Annotated in this window: 18 protein-coding genes; 11 read left to right on the top strand and 7 right to left on the bottom strand. The window is 35.0% G+C overall.

Features of this window, described 5'->3' with window-relative positions; genetic code table 11:
• The first annotated feature begins 17 nt into the window (after positions 1–17).
• The 9 genes from ACMAZA_RS05505 to ACMAZA_RS05465 all read left to right on the top strand — a co-directional run bounded on the left by ACMAZA_RS05505 (position 18) and on the right by ACMAZA_RS05465 (position 7,432).
• Entirely contained in the window at positions 18–959 is a 942-nt protein-coding gene (locus tag ACMAZA_RS05505; RefSeq protein WP_435187710.1) for an AEC family transporter, read from the top strand.
• A 116-nt stretch (positions 960–1,075) separates the two neighbouring features.
• Positions 1,076–1,402 (top strand): thioredoxin TrxA, encoded by a 327-nt coding sequence (trxA, locus tag ACMAZA_RS05500; RefSeq protein ID WP_435187709.1) that lies wholly within the window; start codon positions 1,076–1,078, stop codon positions 1,400–1,402.
• A gap of 121 nt (positions 1,403–1,523) precedes the next feature.
• Complete coding sequence (gene rho / locus ACMAZA_RS05495; protein ID WP_435187707.1) at positions 1,524–2,786, top strand: transcription termination factor Rho; 1,263 nt, start codon at positions 1,524–1,526, stop codon at positions 2,784–2,786.
• A 39-nt stretch (positions 2,787–2,825) separates the two neighbouring features.
• Positions 2,826–3,968 (top strand): LPS export ABC transporter permease LptF, encoded by a 1,143-nt coding sequence (gene lptF, locus ACMAZA_RS05490; protein ID WP_435187705.1) that lies wholly within the window; start codon positions 2,826–2,828, stop codon positions 3,966–3,968.
• Between the two features lie 20 nt (positions 3,969–3,988).
• Entirely contained in the window at positions 3,989–4,375 is a 387-nt protein-coding gene (gene queF, locus ACMAZA_RS05485; protein WP_435187704.1) for a preQ(1) synthase, read from the top strand.
• The gene (gene pcnB / locus ACMAZA_RS05480; RefSeq protein ID WP_435187702.1) at positions 4,372–5,514 is read left to right on the top strand and encodes a polynucleotide adenylyltransferase PcnB; all 1,143 of its coding nucleotides are present in this window, start codon (positions 4,372–4,374) and stop codon (positions 5,512–5,514) included. The genes queF and pcnB overlap by 4 nt, the downstream gene beginning before the upstream one ends.
• Positions 5,511–6,326 (top strand): SDR family NAD(P)-dependent oxidoreductase, encoded by an 816-nt coding sequence (locus ACMAZA_RS05475; protein ID WP_435187701.1) that lies wholly within the window; start codon positions 5,511–5,513, stop codon positions 6,324–6,326. The genes pcnB and ACMAZA_RS05475 overlap by 4 nt, the downstream gene beginning before the upstream one ends.
• 19 nt (positions 6,327–6,345) lie before the next feature.
• A complete protein-coding gene (locus ACMAZA_RS05470) occupies positions 6,346–6,570 on the top strand; it encodes an exodeoxyribonuclease VII small subunit (protein ID WP_435187699.1) in 225 nt (74 codons plus the stop codon).
• The gene (locus ACMAZA_RS05465) at positions 6,557–7,432 is read left to right on the top strand and encodes a polyprenyl synthetase family protein (protein WP_435190474.1); all 876 of its coding nucleotides are present in this window, start codon (positions 6,557–6,559) and stop codon (positions 7,430–7,432) included. The genes ACMAZA_RS05470 and ACMAZA_RS05465 overlap by 14 nt, the downstream gene beginning before the upstream one ends.
• Here the strand turns inward: ACMAZA_RS05465 and ACMAZA_RS05460 are convergent.
• Genes ACMAZA_RS05460 through ACMAZA_RS05430 form a run of 7 tightly spaced genes read right to left on the bottom strand, consistent with a single transcriptional unit; the run spans position 7,429 to position 14,063 of the window.
• Positions 7,429–8,373 carry a beta-ketoacyl-ACP synthase III gene (locus ACMAZA_RS05460; RefSeq protein WP_435187698.1) on the bottom strand — a complete coding sequence of 315 codons (945 nt, stop codon included), beginning with the start codon at positions 8,371–8,373 and terminating at the stop codon, positions 7,429–7,431. The two genes, ACMAZA_RS05465 and ACMAZA_RS05460, sit on opposite strands and share 4 nt — an antisense overlap.
• On the bottom strand, positions 8,373–9,395 hold the full coding sequence (gene plsX / locus ACMAZA_RS05455) for a phosphate acyltransferase PlsX (RefSeq protein ID WP_435187697.1): 1,023 nt from the start codon (positions 9,393–9,395) through the stop codon (positions 8,373–8,375). Before plsX ends, ACMAZA_RS05460 begins: the two co-directional genes overlap by 1 nt.
• A 7-nt stretch (positions 9,396–9,402) precedes the next feature.
• Positions 9,403–9,600, bottom strand: a complete 198-nt coding sequence (rpmF, locus tag ACMAZA_RS05450; protein WP_435187695.1) for a 50S ribosomal protein L32 — start codon at positions 9,598–9,600, stop codon at positions 9,403–9,405.
• Positions 9,601–9,602: 2 nt separating this feature from the next.
• A complete protein-coding gene (locus ACMAZA_RS05445) occupies positions 9,603–10,127 on the bottom strand; it encodes a YceD family protein (RefSeq protein WP_435187693.1) in 525 nt (174 codons plus the stop codon).
• 47 nt (positions 10,128–10,174) lie between these two features.
• The gene (rlmB, locus tag ACMAZA_RS05440; protein ID WP_435187691.1) at positions 10,175–10,921 is read right to left on the bottom strand and encodes a 23S rRNA (guanosine(2251)-2'-O)-methyltransferase RlmB; all 747 of its coding nucleotides are present in this window, start codon (positions 10,919–10,921) and stop codon (positions 10,175–10,177) included.
• 11 nt (positions 10,922–10,932) lie between these two features.
• Entirely contained in the window at positions 10,933–11,811 is an 879-nt protein-coding gene (locus ACMAZA_RS05435) for a peptidylprolyl isomerase (protein WP_435187689.1), read from the bottom strand.
• Positions 11,811–14,063, bottom strand: a complete 2,253-nt coding sequence (locus ACMAZA_RS05430) for an LPS-assembly protein LptD (RefSeq protein WP_435187687.1) — start codon at positions 14,061–14,063, stop codon at positions 11,811–11,813. The genes ACMAZA_RS05435 and ACMAZA_RS05430 overlap by 1 nt, the downstream gene beginning before the upstream one ends.
• A gap of 226 nt (positions 14,064–14,289) precedes the next feature.
• Here ACMAZA_RS05430 and hflK point away from each other — a divergent pair, with 226 nt between their 5' ends.
• A complete protein-coding gene (gene hflK / locus ACMAZA_RS05425) occupies positions 14,290–15,447 on the top strand; it encodes an FtsH protease activity modulator HflK (RefSeq protein WP_435187686.1) in 1,158 nt (385 codons plus the stop codon).
• A complete protein-coding gene (gene hflC / locus ACMAZA_RS05420; protein ID WP_435187682.1) occupies positions 15,447–16,304 on the top strand; it encodes a protease modulator HflC in 858 nt (285 codons plus the stop codon). The genes hflK and hflC overlap by 1 nt, the downstream gene beginning before the upstream one ends.

Below are 16,304 nucleotides of genomic sequence, written 5' to 3'. Positions count from 1 at the left end.
CATTTAGACTAAATTCAGTGCTTTCAAATTTTTTCCAAATATTTTTATTAATTTCACCAGTATTTCTTCTGATTATATTAGGAAATATTCTCAGAAGAATTGGGGTTCCTGACCTCTCTTTTTGGGAGGTAAATGATAAGCTCTGCTACTGGGTTTTAATTCCGGCTCTTCTATTCCACTTTATATCCCAGGTTAGTCTATCTTCAGAAATGCTTTTCATCTATTCAGCTATTGTATTTGCTGGATTTGTAGTCACGTTCTGTTCATCATTTTTTTTTGGAAAGTTGCTTAGATATACTCCCGAAGTGTGGACCTCAATTCTCCAGGGCTCAATGAGACAGAATGCCTTTATTGCGCTTGCAATAGCTGGAAGTTTTTACGGCTCAGAAGGTCTAAAAATAGCCTCACTTTTTATGTTTATTTATGTGCCTACTATTAACATAATCATCATAACTACAATGGTCTTGGCTCTTAACAAGACTGAAGAAAAAGACACGAAGAAAGCTATATCGAACGTATTTTTAGAAATTGCTAAAAATCCATTCATTTTGGCAATGATTGCCGGATTATTGGTTTCACTTTTTCCCATAGAAAAAATGAGCGTTCTTATTGATACAACCGAGCTTCTGGGTTCAGCTGCACTCCCAATAATGCTATTAACTATTGGCGCAAAGATCAAAGTGCGAGACTTAACATTAAAAGTAGTGCCCATAGTAATTTCAAATTCTCTTAAATTAATTATTCTTCCAGTTGTTGTCTATTTCTTAGCAAGTTACTATGATTTGAGTCAAACTGAAATAGTTGTTGCGGTAATTTTTGCATCGGTTCCAACTGCAGCCATGTCATATTCATTAGCTCAACAGTTTAGAGCAGATCATCAACTCATGAGGGCTATCCTGACCACCCAAGTAGCGCTATCATTCATTACTATTCCTTTATTACTTGCCTTTATTGCTTAAATGCAAATATTTAATATATTTAATAAATATTTATAAAATATAAGAAAAGATAAAAAGAAGTGTTATAATTAAGCCGCGAGTTATTTCAACTCTAATTAAAATTCCATTTTAAACACATGAACGACAAAATTAAAGTAGTCAGTGACGCCTCTTTTGAGGCTGATGTTGTAAATTCCTCTCAACCGGTATTAGTTGATTTTTGGGCTGAATGGTGTGGTCCATGCAAGGCTCTTGCTCCTATTCTCGACGAGATTGCTGATGAGTATGATGGTAAGATTACTATCGCTAAAGTCAATGTTGATGAAAATGTTCAACTACCACCAAAATATGGCATTAGAGGAATTCCAACTATGCTTTTATTCAAAGATGGTGCAGTTCAAGCAACTAAGGTTGGTGCTCTATCAAAAGCCAACTTAAATGCTTTTTTAGATTCCAATATTTAACAAAAAAAATTACCAAAAAACAATAACTTAAAAAAACTTTCCTCAAAACAAACATATATATCAATTGTATGTTCCATTATAAGGCTTTTAGCCAAATCTTCTAAAACTCAAACAAACCCCTATGAAATTATCAGAATTAAAAGTTAAAACTCCAGCAGAGCTTCTTGATCTTGCACAATCTCTTGGTATTGAAAATATATCGAGAGCCAAAAAACAAACGCTCATATTTGCAATCCTTAAAAACAAAGCAGACAATGAGGAGGAGGTTCTTGGTGATGGCGTTTTAGATATTTTGCAAGAAGGGTATGGTTTTTTGAGATCTTCAAACGATTCTTATGTTTCTGGTCCAGATGATATTTATGTTTCACCAAATCAAATTAGGCGCTTTAATTTATCTACTGGAGACGTGGTAACTGGAAAAATTAGGGCACCCAAAAAAGGTGAAAAGTACTTTGCACTGATAAAGGTTTCTGAGGTTAATGGTGATTCACCAGAAAATATAAGAAATCGCATACCTTTTTCATCATTAACACCCCTGCACCCAAACCAAAGACTAGGTCTTGAGCTTGGAAACGGAGGTACTGAGGATATTACAGCCAGAGTGATTGATTTAGTTGCTCCTTTTGGCAAGGGTCAAAGGGGGCTGCTTGTTGCGCCTCCAAAAGCTGGAAAAACGATGATCATGCAAAATATTGCATCATCAATTGCAGTGAATCATCCTGAATGTGAACTCATTGTTCTTTTGATTGACGAAAGACCCGAAGAGGTTACTGAAATGGAGAGAACTGTCCGCGGTGAGGTGATTTCTTCAACCTTTGATGAGCCAGCAAAGAGACATGTTCAAGTAGCTGAAATCGTTATTCAAAAGGCCAAAAGAAGAGCCGAACAAGGCAAAGATGTTATTATTTTGCTAGACTCAATTACGCGTTTAGCAAGAGCTTACAATACAGTTGCCCCGTCCTCAGGAAAGGTATTAACTGGTGGTGTAGATGCCAATGCCCTTCAAAGACCAAAACGATTTTTTGGTGCAGCGCGCAACATAGAGAATGGAGGAAGCATCACAATTATTGCTACAGCTCTAATTGAAACCGGCTCTAAGATGGACGAGGTCATCTACCAAGAATTCAAGGGTACTGGTAATATGGAACTTCACCTTGAAAGAAGGCTTTCAGAAAAACGCATATTCCCAGCCATTAACATTAATGCTTCTGGAACAAGGCGTGAGGAATTAATAACGGATGAGCAAGAACTTCAAAAAATGTGGATTTTAAGAAAAATTCTTCATCCAATGGACACTGTAGAGGCTGCAGAATTTTTAATTGAAAGACTAAGGTTTACTAAGACTAATGATGAGTTTTTTGACTCCATGAAACAAAAAAAGTAAAGGTTCGCTTTTAAGCTATATTATTTTATAATTAGCTTAATGACTCTAAAGATATTCAATTTTCCAAATTCAATTATTTCTAGATATCTACTGAAGAGCTTAGTAGTTTTCTTTTTAGGTATTTTTTTTATTATTGGTTTGATTGTTTTTGGAAATCAATTCGTATTGACTGTTCAAGAGAGTGTCGAGCATGGAATTCCTATTCAGGAATTAATGCCAATAGTTGGTTTTAATATGCTTCGTGATTTACCCATCATACTGTCGCTTTCTATTTTTTTATCAATAATCATATCCATATCACAGTTTTATAAAAACTCTGAGGCTGTTGTAATGAATTCCTTTGGTATGGGAGATAAAAGCTTTATTCATCTGATACAACCAGTAGTTGTATTTTTATTTCTTTTGGTTTTTGCACTTACAATTTATGCAGTTCCATGGGCAAAACAACAAAAAAGTTTCGCTGAAGATGAGACTGTAAATGCCTCAGAATTTTCTTTTATCAGTGAGGGAAGGTTTGAAAGTTTTAAAAATGGCGAGATTGTTTTTTATGCATCTGAATCATCTCAAATTGATGAGGCTGGTGAGCAAAACATGGAGGAAATTTTTATCTATGTATCCAATGAAACTGCTCCAATTGTTGTATTAGCTTCTGAGGCGATAAAATACACTGATTCAGATAATGAAAGTATCTACTTGAGACTCAAGGATGGGGTTCGCTATGAGGGTTTGCCGGGAGATAAAAATGTCAATATTTTGGATTTTGATCGATATGATTTGGAAATTGTATCAGGAGAGGTTCAAAAATCGCTTTCAAATTTTTCCGAAATTGAAGAAAAAACATCGATTGACCTGCTAATGGAAGGAGGTAATCTTGCTAATGCAGAAATTCAATGGCGCTTATCGCAGCCAATTTCAATTCTCATTCTTTCATTTATTGGTGTGCTGTTAGCAAAAACTTCACCTAGAACGGGCAAAGGGGTTAATCTGCTCTTTGGAATAATTATTTTTATGCTCTATAACAACGGTTTATTGGTTGCCAAAAACTCGATTGAAAGTGGCCAATTAAATCCATTTGTAGGGCTTTGGTCAATACATATTCTTTTTATTTTATTTATAATCATTTTTTATCAGTTTAGACAGGGGAAATTCTCCTCTTTTATTGCTAAAATATCTCCTTTATAAATTAAACTGAGAAAAAAACTATGTCTAGCTCTCCAAGTAAAATTTTAGAAGTTTTCGATAATCCAAATGAAGAAAGAGATTTTGTAATAAGAATTGATACTTCAGAATTTACCTGTCTTTGCCCACTTACTGGCCAGCCTGATTTTGCAGATATTCATATTGAGTACATTGCTGATAAGCTCTGTGTAGAGCTTAAAGCCTTGAAAAACTATTTCTGGTCTTATCGAAATGAAGGCGCCTTTCATGAGGCAGTAACTAACAAGATGCTGGATGACTTGGTAGTAGCAATGAACCCAAGATTTATTAGGTTAAAGGCTGTTTTTAATGTAAGAGGCGGCGTTTATACAAATGTAGAATGTGAGCACAGAAAAGAGGGATGGAATCCAAGAGAAGTAGTTAGTTTATGAGTCCAATTCGTCAAAGCGTTCGATTTGACAAAAAATTAATTGATTCAGATGCTTTAAAAATTGTTAAAAAGCTAAACAAAGCAGGTTACGAGGGATATCTTGTTGGTGGCTGTATTAGGGATCTACTTCTTGGGTTGAAGCCAAAAGATTTTGATATTGCCACTAATGCAACTCCTGAGCAAATTCAAAAACTATTTAAACGCTCAAGAATTATAGGAAGGCGATTTAAATTAGTTCACATTATGTTTTCTGCTAGAAAATTTATTGAAGTTGCCACTTTTCGCTCTAGTCGAAGCAACCCAACCTCTAACAAAGGCATGGTGCTTCGTGATAATTTCTATGGCTCTTTAAAAGATGATGTTTTTCGAAGAGACTTCACAATCAATGGTCTATACTTCGATGTGAAAAATTACCAAGTTATCGATTATGTTGGAGGTCTTGAAGATCTAAAAAAGTTACAAATTAATATGATTGGTAATCCTTCTGAAAGGTTTGGAGAAGATCCAGTCAGAATGATTCGTGCTGTTAGATTTAAGGCTAAATTAAATGCAACAATTAACGCAAACCTAAATAAAAGTATTTCAAAAAATGCTCATTTAATAGCTAATGTTCCTCCAGCAAGGCTTTATGAAGAAGTGATTAAGTTGTTTCACAATGAGAGTTCTTTAGCGGTTTTTCGTGAATTGTCAAATTTAGGCATTCTTAAATATTTGTTTCCTCATACGCAAGAGGACGCATTTATATCTGCCTCACTTATTAATACCTCAGAAAGAATAAAGTCTGGAAACTCAGTTACGCCAGCTTTTCTATTTGCTGTGTTTCTTTGGTCTGCTCAAAATAAGCGTTTTAATGAGATTGATAAGAAAAAAACGTCTCGTATTGAACTGATGATTAAAGCTTCAGAGGATGTTATTAGGAGACAAGTTCAACAAGTCATGATGCCCAGATGGCTTTCAGGGAGAGTAAGGGATATTTGGCTATTGCAATATCGCCTTGAAAACTATAATCCTAAAAAAACTCAAGAGATTTTGAGTAATCCTCGATTTAGAATGGCGTATGATTTTTTTGTTCTACGATCTGAAAGTGTTGATCATCATCTAAGAGATAAGGCACAATATTGGACAAATATTCAAAAGTGAAGTCAGTTTTAATCACAGGATGCTCAACTGGAATAGGTCTTTGTATTGCTATAGGACTTCAAAAAAAAGGGTATAGAGTTTTTCCAACAGCCAGGACTAATGAGGATGTAAAAAAGTTGCAAGATTTGGGCTTTGAAGCACTTTATTTAGACTTGCCCTCCTCAGACTCCATAAAATCTGCAGTTTTTAAGCTTTATGAGAAAACTGACTCTTTATATGCATTAATAAATAACGGAGCCTATGGACAAGCAGGGGCTTTGGAAGACATATCTAAAGCTGTGCTAGAAAAGCAATTTCAGACCAATGTTTTTGGTTGGCATGAACTCACAAATCTTTTACTTTCAAGAATGAGAGATTCTGGCTCAGGAAGGATAATCTATATTAGCTCTGTATTAGGATTTGTTGCAATGCCTTTTAGAGGCCCCTATATAGCTTCTAAGTTTGCAATTGAGGGACTTGTTAGTACTTTAAGACTTGAGCTATGCAATACAAATATAAAGTTTTCAGTAATTCAGCCAGGCCCAATAGAATCAAAATTTAGGCAAAATGCATATAAAGCTTTTAAAGAGAATGTTGATACATCCAATAGTCATTATCTAAATCAGTATGAATCAATGATAAAAAGGCTCAATTCAGGCAAAAATGTTAAATTTACTTTATCTCCTGACGCCGTCTTAAAATGCACAATCCATGCTCTAGAGTCAAACTCTCCTAAAAACTATTATAGGGTTACCTTTCCAACAAAACTGTTTGCTTTGTTAGGTAACATACTGCCTAGTAAGTGGATGGATAATATTTTGAAGAGATCATAAGTTAGAGGTTAAAAAGTTTATGGCTGAAAAATTTAATTTCAATAAAGGTTTGTCAAAGCTTGAAGAAATTATTAACAAGATGGACTCTGGAGACCTGAGTCTAGAGGAGTCTCTAAAATACTTTGAAGAGGGTGTCAAAATTCATAGACAATGCCACTCAGCTCTTAAGGATGCTGAGCAGCGCATTAGCATCTTGACTGAGAATGATGAATATAATGAAGAAAAGCCCTTTGAAGACTCATGAGTTCTACAGGGAGCGAGTCAACTCCCAGTTAAATCTGTTTTTAAGCTCTATCCAATCGACTAGTTCTTCGAAAAATCGTCTTAACGACATTATGAAATACAGCGCTTTGGCTGGAGGAAAGCGTTTTAGACCAATCCTCACCTATACTGTTGCAAGTTTATATAATGTTGCAATCGAAAAAGTTGATTCATGCGCATGTGCGATAGAGCTAATTCATATTTATTCTCTAATTCACGATGACCTGCCGGCAATGGATGATGATGATATTCGCCATAATCAGCCAACAAGCCACAAAGTTTTTGGTGAGGCGCAAGCGATTCTCTCTGGGGATGGTCTTCAAGCATTGGCTTTTCAAGTTATTTGTAATGACTCATTGCTTCATGATGAGACAAAAGTGAAGTTGCTAAGCCTGCTATCAGAATCATCTTACAAGATGGCAGAAGGCCAATCAATAGACCTATCTATTGTTTCTCAAAAGGTCGATATAGACCTTTTAAATGAGATGCACCAAAAAAAAACTGGAGCCCTTCTTAGCTGTGCTATAAATTTTGGGGCAATTTTAAATGATACTAGTGATAAGGATTTATCATTGCTCGAAGTGTTTTCTAACAAAATTGGACTAGCATATCAAGTTCAAGATGATGTGCTTGATGTAACCACCTCAGACGATATTTTAGGTAAACGACAAAACTCAGACTCAACTAAAAATAAACCCTCTTATCCTTCTATTATTGGAGTTGATGAGTCTATAAGAATTTTTAAAGAGCTTTACCATGGCGCGCTTGATGAATTATCTTTATTGAGCGTTGATCCAGAGCCTTTAAGAAAGATAACTAGAGAGCTAATGTCTCGAAGTTATTAAAATTCAGTGAGTATACTACCCCAGCTGAATCCTCCGCCAATACCTTCAAATAGCAAAGTATCCCCTTTTTTAATTCTTCCATCACGAACTCCATCATCTAAAGCTAAAGGTATCGAGGCAGCAGAAGTATTCCCATGCTTATCAAGGGTCTGAATGACTTTTTCCATAGGTAGATTTATCCTTTTGGCAACTGCTTTGATGATTCGTATATTAGCTTGATGAGGTACCATCCAGTCAAGGCTCTCTGAATTCATCTTACAGTCTTTAAGTGTTTCTTCTGCTAAATCAGATAATCGATTAACTGCAATTTTAAATACCTCATTTCCCTCCATTTCGATTATTCCTAATTCATCGATTCCATTGTTATTGACATGAAGCGAAGACAGATAACTTCCATCACTAAAAAGTTTAGAGTGTTTGATGCCAGTATGGCTATCAGCTGATAACACAACAGCACCAGCACCATCTGCAAATAAAATAGCAGTAGATCGGTCACTCCAGTCAACAATTTTAGACATTGTTTCGCTTCCAACGACTAAAATATTTTTAGCACTCCCATTTTCAATATACTGCTGAGCAGTACTTAATGCAAATACAAAACCAGCACAAACCGCTTGAAGGTCAAAAGCTGGACATGAGGCGCCAAGACGATCCTGAAGCATTGTTGCTGTAGCAGGGAATATTTTGTCCGGCGTAGTTGTCGCAAGAATAATTAGATCAATCTCTTGTGGGCTAATTTCTGCCATTGAAAGAGCATTTAAGCTGGCTTCTAGAGCAAGATCACAGGTGCTTTCATTGGTAACAATTCTTCTTTCTTTAATTCCTGTTCTTGCAGTAATCCATTCATCTGAAGTATCAAGAGTTTTTTCAAGATCAAAATTCGTAATAACTTTTGTAGGGAGATAGCTTCCAGTGCCAGTAATTCTTGCAAAATTTTTCATTATTTGTGCTCTTCTAGTTCGCGAGTTAGCTGTTCAGAAATCTTATCAGTGATTTTAGCATGTGCCTCAAGATAGGCTTCTTTGATTGCATGAAGGAAAGAGTCGATATCTGCATTGCCATGACTCTTTACTACAACACCTCTTAAGCCTAAAAGACTAGCCCCATTATATTTTCCTGGATCTACTTTAGACTTAAAGTCTCTCATAACGGGCTTAGCAATTATTGCAACAAGTTTGGTAAAGATATTTTTAGTGAAAGATTTTTTAATAAAGAAGGAGAACATTTTGGCTACCCCTTCACTGGCTTTTAATGCAATATTACCCTCAAACCCATCGCAAACAATAACATCAACATTACCCTTATAAATATCATCTCCTTCAACAAAACCGATATAGTTAAGAGATGAGTTTTTTAAGAGCTCTGATGTTTCCTGGCTTTTATCATTTCCCTTAAGCTCTTCTGTTCCAACATTTAAAAGGCCAACAGAGGGTCTATCAATATTTTCGGTATTTTGAACTGCGATAGAGCCCATGATTGCAAACTGAAGAAGAGTGCTCGGTTTTGAATCAATATTTGCTCCTAAGTCGAGTACATGTGTCGGACCATTAAGTGTAGGAACTGCAGACATAATAGCTGGCCTATCAACTCCAGATATTGTTTTGAGCACAAACCTTGCGATAGACATTAATGCCCCAGTATTACCAGCACTAACGCATGCATCTGCCTCACCATTTTTCACTAAATTTATGGCCACTCTCATCGAAGAGTCTTTTTTATGTCTTAGAGCAACAGATGGAGAGTCGTCCATGTTGATAACTTCACTGGCATGAGTTATCACAATACGATTAGTGAATTTTGAATATAAAGAGTTGTTATTTAACTCTTTTTCTATTCCTGTCTGATCACCAACAAAGTTAACTAAAAGATCATCATAAATCTTTAGAGCATTGATACCAGCATTAATGGTAACAGGTAACCCAAAATCACCACCCGAGGCATCTATTGATACCTTAATAGACATGATTTAGTTAGGCTTCAACCTCTTCAATATCATCAACAGTTTTAATCACTTGCTTGCCACGATAGTATCCATCTGCTGTTATGTGATGTCTGAGATGAGTCTCTCCAGTTTCTTGATCTTCAGATAATGCAGGGTTCTTTAATGCATTATGAGAACGACGCATTCCTCTTTTAGATGGTGTCTTTCGACTTTTTTGAACTGCCATATTTACTCCTTGCCTAAATCGGCTATTTTTATATTTTTTAGAACATCGAAAGGATGTTCCCGAACTTCTTCAACTATGTTTCCTTTATCAGTCTTTAAGCCGCAATCATAATCATGAGAAGGGGCCATAGGAATTGATAAAAGAATTTCATCAGTAATTAAATCTTTTGTCTCTAACTCTTCATCATCTCCAATAAGATAAATTTCAAATTTATCATCTAGGCTATCAGCCTGGAATTCATTTCTAGCAAATGCTATATTAAATGGAACTTTTAAATCTACTTGAAGACTATCCAAACATCGTTGACAATCCAAAACAAGTATAGACTTTATTATCCCCTCAACACATGGGATTCTTCCATTTTCTAGGCGAAAAGATAAATCTACTTCTACCTTGTCATTTTCATTGCTTGCTATTTCAGAAAGTCTTGATAACTCTGAAACTTTAAAGTCTCCATTTAGCTTGACTTCTTTCTTAGCAAAGTTAAAAAAATTAATCTTCTTAGGAAGCTTTTTAGCCTTTTCCATTATCTAATTTATAAAGCCGAAAATTATACCCAATAGTTTACTTAATGTTAAGAGCTTTCTCTCTGTCTTTTAATCTCAAATAGGCTAATCGCAGTTGCCACTGACACATTGAGACTTTCTATATTTCCAGACATTGGAATACAGACTAATTGGTCACAATTTTTTTTGATTAATGGCCTAATTCCTTTGCCTTCTGAGCCCACCACAATAGCAATTGAACTAGTTAGATTGACATTGTAAATAGAGGACTGTGTATTTCCATCAAGACCAACAACCCAAATATTCCTTTCTTTAATTTGTTTTATTGTTCTTGATAGGTTTGTTACATGAAAAATTTGAAGACTATTAATAGCTCCGGCTGATGTTTTATGGACTAAAGAATTAATTGGTGCTGAACCATCTTTATTGATAACTACATGAGAAACTCCAGCTGCATTAGCACTTCTAAGGCAGGCCCCTAAATTTCTTGGGTCCTGGATTGAGTCTAGTATAAGAATCATTGGCTTTTGATCAAACATAGTAATTGAATGAAAAAAAGAATCTTCACCTAGAACTGGTGGAGTCATGACTTCTGATATGACCCCTTGATGGATCTCTCCTTTTGAAATTTTGTCTAAGTTGTTTTTATCAGAAATTGAATAAAGTATTTTGTAAGAATTAAGAGTATCTGTTAAATCAATAATTCTTTTATCTTTTCTTCCTTTTTGAATTAGCACTCTTATAACTAATTCAGGACTCGAATTTAATACACTTTCAATACCATGGAATCCAAAGATATTAATTGATTTAGACATAAAAATCAGACCTATTTAAATTTGTCGTAATAAATTTCAATAAATGCTTGCTCTCTTTGGTTTTTAAGCCAATCCGCATAAAATATTTCAGCATTTTGATATATTATTTTCTCTTCACACTCTTTTAGTTTACTACTTATAAATCTTTCATCAATTTTAATTGCAATTGCTAAGCCATAAATAGTTGAATAGATTTCTGAGACTTCATTTGTATTAAGAGAGTCAAGCATTTTAAGAGTTGGGTTATTCACTGTTAGCCAATCACTAACACCACCATCTTTGTAGCTGGGATGTTGGGAGTGAAGTTTAGCAAAAGATTCAAAAGATGCACCTTTAGAGATATGAGTCGAGAGTTTATTTAAAAACCCTTTAATAAGAATATTTTGTTGTTTAGTATCTTTTAATTCGGAATCAATTTCAGAAATAATAATTTGAGCTACTTTAATTTGTTTTAGATCTTTAATTAATTTGTTATTGAAGCATTCAGATTGGATTTTATCTTTTGGATAGGTAACATCTTGAGTAATATATCTTTGTAAATTTAAAATAGATAGTTTCTCTGAAATCTTTGTTTTAATTAAATCTATATCATCAAAATTTGTTAGTTCATCTATAGTAATATTATTGCTTTTAGCAATATCTAACAAGACTTTATTAATATTTTGTTCGGACGGTATTAAATTAAGCTCTTCAACTTTTTGAAGTTGAAGAATATAACCAATTTGAGTATTTATAATTTCAATTTTCTTTTCATTTGTTTTTACTGAAATAAATTCATCATCTAGTGAATGAAGAGAAATTGGTTCATTATTTACTAAAGCAATGATAGTGTTTTCAGCAAATATAATTCCTGTAAAAAATACAAGAAAAAGAGCTAAGATTTTTTTCATTATCTAAGTTTTGCAGAATATCCTGGTATCTTATTTTCGATTTTATCCCTTAGGGGAGAAGAGGTTGAGCCAAGTCCCGTAAGAACCAACTCCATTCCAGTGCTATAGTTGTATCCCCCAGATGAGTTGTCATTTTTAAAATGGGCAAGTCTAAATGCCCAGCAGCATGACTCATAAGCAATTCCTGTTGTTTCTGCATTTCTAACACCTGTGGATGTTGTTTTTTCTAGGCCACCAAATACATGAACTGAGTCAGTAAGAGGGTATGCTCCATAAAATTTTTCAATCTCTTTTGATCCTTCGTCGATAAAACTCATAGTCACAAACTTTCTTGATGAAGGACTATACGTTATCGTATTTTCTTTTTTTACTATTTTTGATTCATCTGGATTAAATTGAGCAGCTGAGCTAAATGAAAAGTTATTAACTGCCATATCAATTGAAGCTGCTATGTCAGAGTATGATTTTCTTGTTTCGTAGTTAGTGCTCACTGTATCACTTACTACTTCGTCATCTGTATAGTAAGTTTGTGCAATCTTCATGCTAAGTAAATCTTTATCATCTTTTAGGGCGCCATCCTTTCTGTAGGTCGACTCTAAGCTTAACGTAATGTCATTAGCATTAGTTATTCTATCTAGACCTGTATATCTTTCGCCCGATGTAAGGTCAGCAAAACTAATAATATCATCATACTTATCAGTACTATCAAACAGTGGTATATTTCCTTGAACTTTTTTAGCTCTATAGTTATAGGTAATTAATGGACTAATCTGATGGGTTGCTTTATAGCCAAATAAAGTGCTGTTTTTGATAGTTGTAAAGTCAATATCAAGGCCAGAACCAAAAATCGTTCTATTTATATTTGGATTGTTTTTTAGTGAATAGTTTGTGATAGCTACACTTGCTCTCGGAGTTACTTTAGGATATTTAATGTTCAGTTCTCTTGAAATTCCAATACTTCCATGAGTTCTTGTGCCTGATTCTTTTATAGAATTATCATGGGCAAAGCGTGTACTTACTAAGTCAACTTTTAATGGCATTTTGCTATTTGAATTGAAAGTTTTTGAAGCTGTTCCCTCTAGTGCTCTTGTGTATTCTGGTGTTCCAGAATTCACGACTTGCTCATCTTCTGTCATAAGAGAAAGTGAAAGGTCTTCTTCTTTGTTTTGAAATGAGTATTTTAAAGATGACTTTAGAGTGCTAACATTTGTATTGGTTCTTGCAATTTCTTCAAAATATTTTGAATCTGAAACTCGATAGTAATTTGCACTTAAATGAACTTTATCAGATAAATCCAATTCTTCAGAAAAATTAATAAGCCATCTTTTAAGACCAGTAATATCATCTTCAGGCAGATACTTTACTTCTAAGGATAGTAGCGAGTCATTATAATCAGGTGATAACTTTGGAGCAATTAGTTGTCGATATTTGCCTTCGTATGTCATTCCTCTGCTGGACATATAAGTTAGAGCTAAAAGAAGATCACGATCGGGGGCTAAGTTAACATAGTAGGGTACTCTTAAGCTATAAGCATCTTTATTTTGACCAGTTTCATTATAGGTTGAATAGTCTGGAGTTAGAAAGCCCGAACCTCGTCCGGACAAAACCCAGCTATGTTTTGGAGTGTAAAAAATAGGAACACCATAAAATTTTATGGTTGCATTATCTGCATATCCACGATTTTTTTCAAGGTTAAGTTCTATCTCATCTGCATCTATTAACCAGTCATTTTGATTTACAGGACACAGGCTGTAAGTAGAGTTTGTAAGAAGAACAGTAGTTGGCGTTTTTTCTATTATCTCAGTGTATCCATTTGCTCCTTTCAGGCCTGCAGCGTAGTCCTGATAATTTGCATTTGTTGCTGTTGCAATAAGATTGTTCTCATCGCTTGCTGCAGAAAGGTAATCACTGGTAATCAAATAAGATTCATCCTGAAATTTAACATTACCTGTGGCTAAAATTGAGCTATCAGTTGATGAAACCTCAACATCATTTGCTGACAGAAATAAATTCTGTGAATTGACTTCAACGTTTCCAGAAAGAAGATATTTATCTTCAATAATCTCACTTTGATCAGCTTCTATATCAAGTGCACCAGTACTTTCTGAAAATTTTTCAACAGGAAAAATTGTTTGATATTCAGGGCAACGGTCACACGAACTTTGATCAAGTGCGCAACTCAGATTAACACCGTTAGCAAAAGAGGAAAGGTGGCTAAAAATTAAAACTAAAAAGATTAAAAATTTCTTCATATTTTTACATAGCCATAAGAAAACTACATTTTATCATTATAAGTGATTTAAAAAATACTCTGATTTTGAATGTTTATTTGAAATCTTAAAATGTATTTTGAATTGTATTTATGGGTAAAATGATTTTTTTTGGTTTAGTGAAGTTTTTTTAGTACTTCTACACCTTGTTTTTTTCAAATATGACCATATCTTTCTTTTTAACTTAATTTTATTCTAAGGATACTGCGTGAGTAATAATAAAAATGGAGCCCAAATGGCTTGGAATGATAACAACAATCAAACACCACCTGAGTTAGATGAAGTTATCAAAGACTTTAAAAATAAATTTAACTCAACCTTTGGAGGCAAATCCTCAGGTAACTCTGGTGCAAGTAAGGCGGCTAAAGGCAGTTTTAAGTATATTTTTATACTGGCTTTTATTGTTTGGCTAGCAACTGGTATATATATTGTTGACCCTGCAGAAAGAGGAGTAGTGCTTCGATTTGGTGCTTTTCAAACCTCAGCAACCCAAGGCCCTCACTGGCACATTCCTTACCCAATTGAGTCGGTATATAAGATAAATGTTGAGCAGATTCGTTCTGCAGAAATTGGCTTTAGAAATGTTCAAAATTCCTATGGTGGTGGAGTTAGCTCAGAATCGCTCATGCTGACCAAGGATGAAAATATGGTTGACGTTAAGTTGGCTGTCCAATATAAAGTTGCAGACGCCCAGGCATTCCTGTTTAATGTATTTCAACCTGAATTGACACTTAGTCATGTGGTTCAAAGTGTTATTAGACAAGTTGTGGGTGATAATACAATGGATTATGTTCTAACAACTGGTCGAGAGCAGGTTGCTCAAGAAGTGAAAGTTGCTTCTCAAGCATTACTCAACGAGTACAATACTGGACTCATGATTACTGCTGTTACTATGCAGGACGCACAGCCACCAGTTCAACTGAAAGCAGCATTTGATGATGTTGTTAAGGCACGTGAAGATGAACAGCGATACATTAACGAGGCCAGAGCCTATGCGAATGATATTGTTCCAAAGGCTCGAGGAGCGAGCCAGAGACTTCTTGCAGAGGCCGAAGCATATAAGTCAGAAGTAGTTTCAAAGTCTGAAGGTGAGGCCTATCGTTTTAATCAAATACTAACCGAGTATACAAAAGCTCCTGAAGTGACAAGGGAGCGACTTTACAGGGAAACATTAGAAGAAGTTTTAAGTACGACTAATAAGGTTATTGTTGATTCAAGTTCAAACTCAATGATGTACTTGCCTATTGATCAGTTGATTAACTCATCAAAGACACCTAAATCATCATCTTCAACGAATTCATTTCAGCAAACTCCATCAGGAAGTTCAAATAACCAAGGGGTACTGCGTTCAAGGGAGAATAGATAATGAAAAGAATAATTATAGTATTGGCTATCTTGGGCGCTATCCTTCTATCATCAAGCCTCTATACGGTTAATGAAACTCAGGTAGCTATTAAACTTAGACTGGGTGAGATTGTCTCAGTTGAAAATAAACCTGGACTGAAGTTTAAGACTCCTTTTGTCAACAATGTAGTCTCGTTTGATAAACGTATACAAACTTTAGATTCAGCTGCTGAGTCATTCCTAACGGTTGAGAAGAAAAACGTGGTTGTTGACTCATACGTTAAATGGAGAATCGTTGATACTGAGAAGTTCTATATTTCGACTGGCGGTGCTATGGCGTCTGCCAACTTGAGACTAGCGCAGAATAATCAGGACGCACTAAGAACTGAGTTTTCCAAAAGAACAATTATTGAAGTAGTTTCAGATGAGCGTGAAGCAATCATGGCAAGTGTTAAAGCGAAACTTAAAACAATTGCTGAAGACGAATTTGGTATAGAGGTTATAGACGTTCGTATTAAGCGAATTGAGCTTGCTCAGGAAGTTAGAAATTCTGTCTACAGCCGAATGGAGACTGAAAGAAAAAGTATTGCTAACAAATTCCGTTCAGAGGGTGCTGAAGAGGCTGAGAAAATTCAAGCCTTTGCAGACAAAGAGAGAACAATTATCTTAGCGAATGCTTATCGTGACTCTGAGAAGATTCGTGGTGAGGGCGATGCAATATCTGCAAGCAATTATGCTGAAGCATATAGCCAAGATAGTGACTTTTACTCATTCTACCGTTCACTTGAATCTTACAAAAAGTCATTCAGTGATCAGGGTGATATTTTGGTTCTCAACCCAGAATCAGAGTTTTTCCGCTACTTCAACCCAACTAAGTAA

Source organism: Pseudothioglobus sp. nBUS_23 (assembly GCF_051201565.1).
GTDB lineage: Bacteria > Pseudomonadota > Gammaproteobacteria > PS1 > Pseudothioglobaceae > Pseudothioglobus.
The sequence above is the reverse complement of the archived record's forward strand: the minus strand, read 5'-3'. Positions and strand labels throughout refer to the sequence as shown.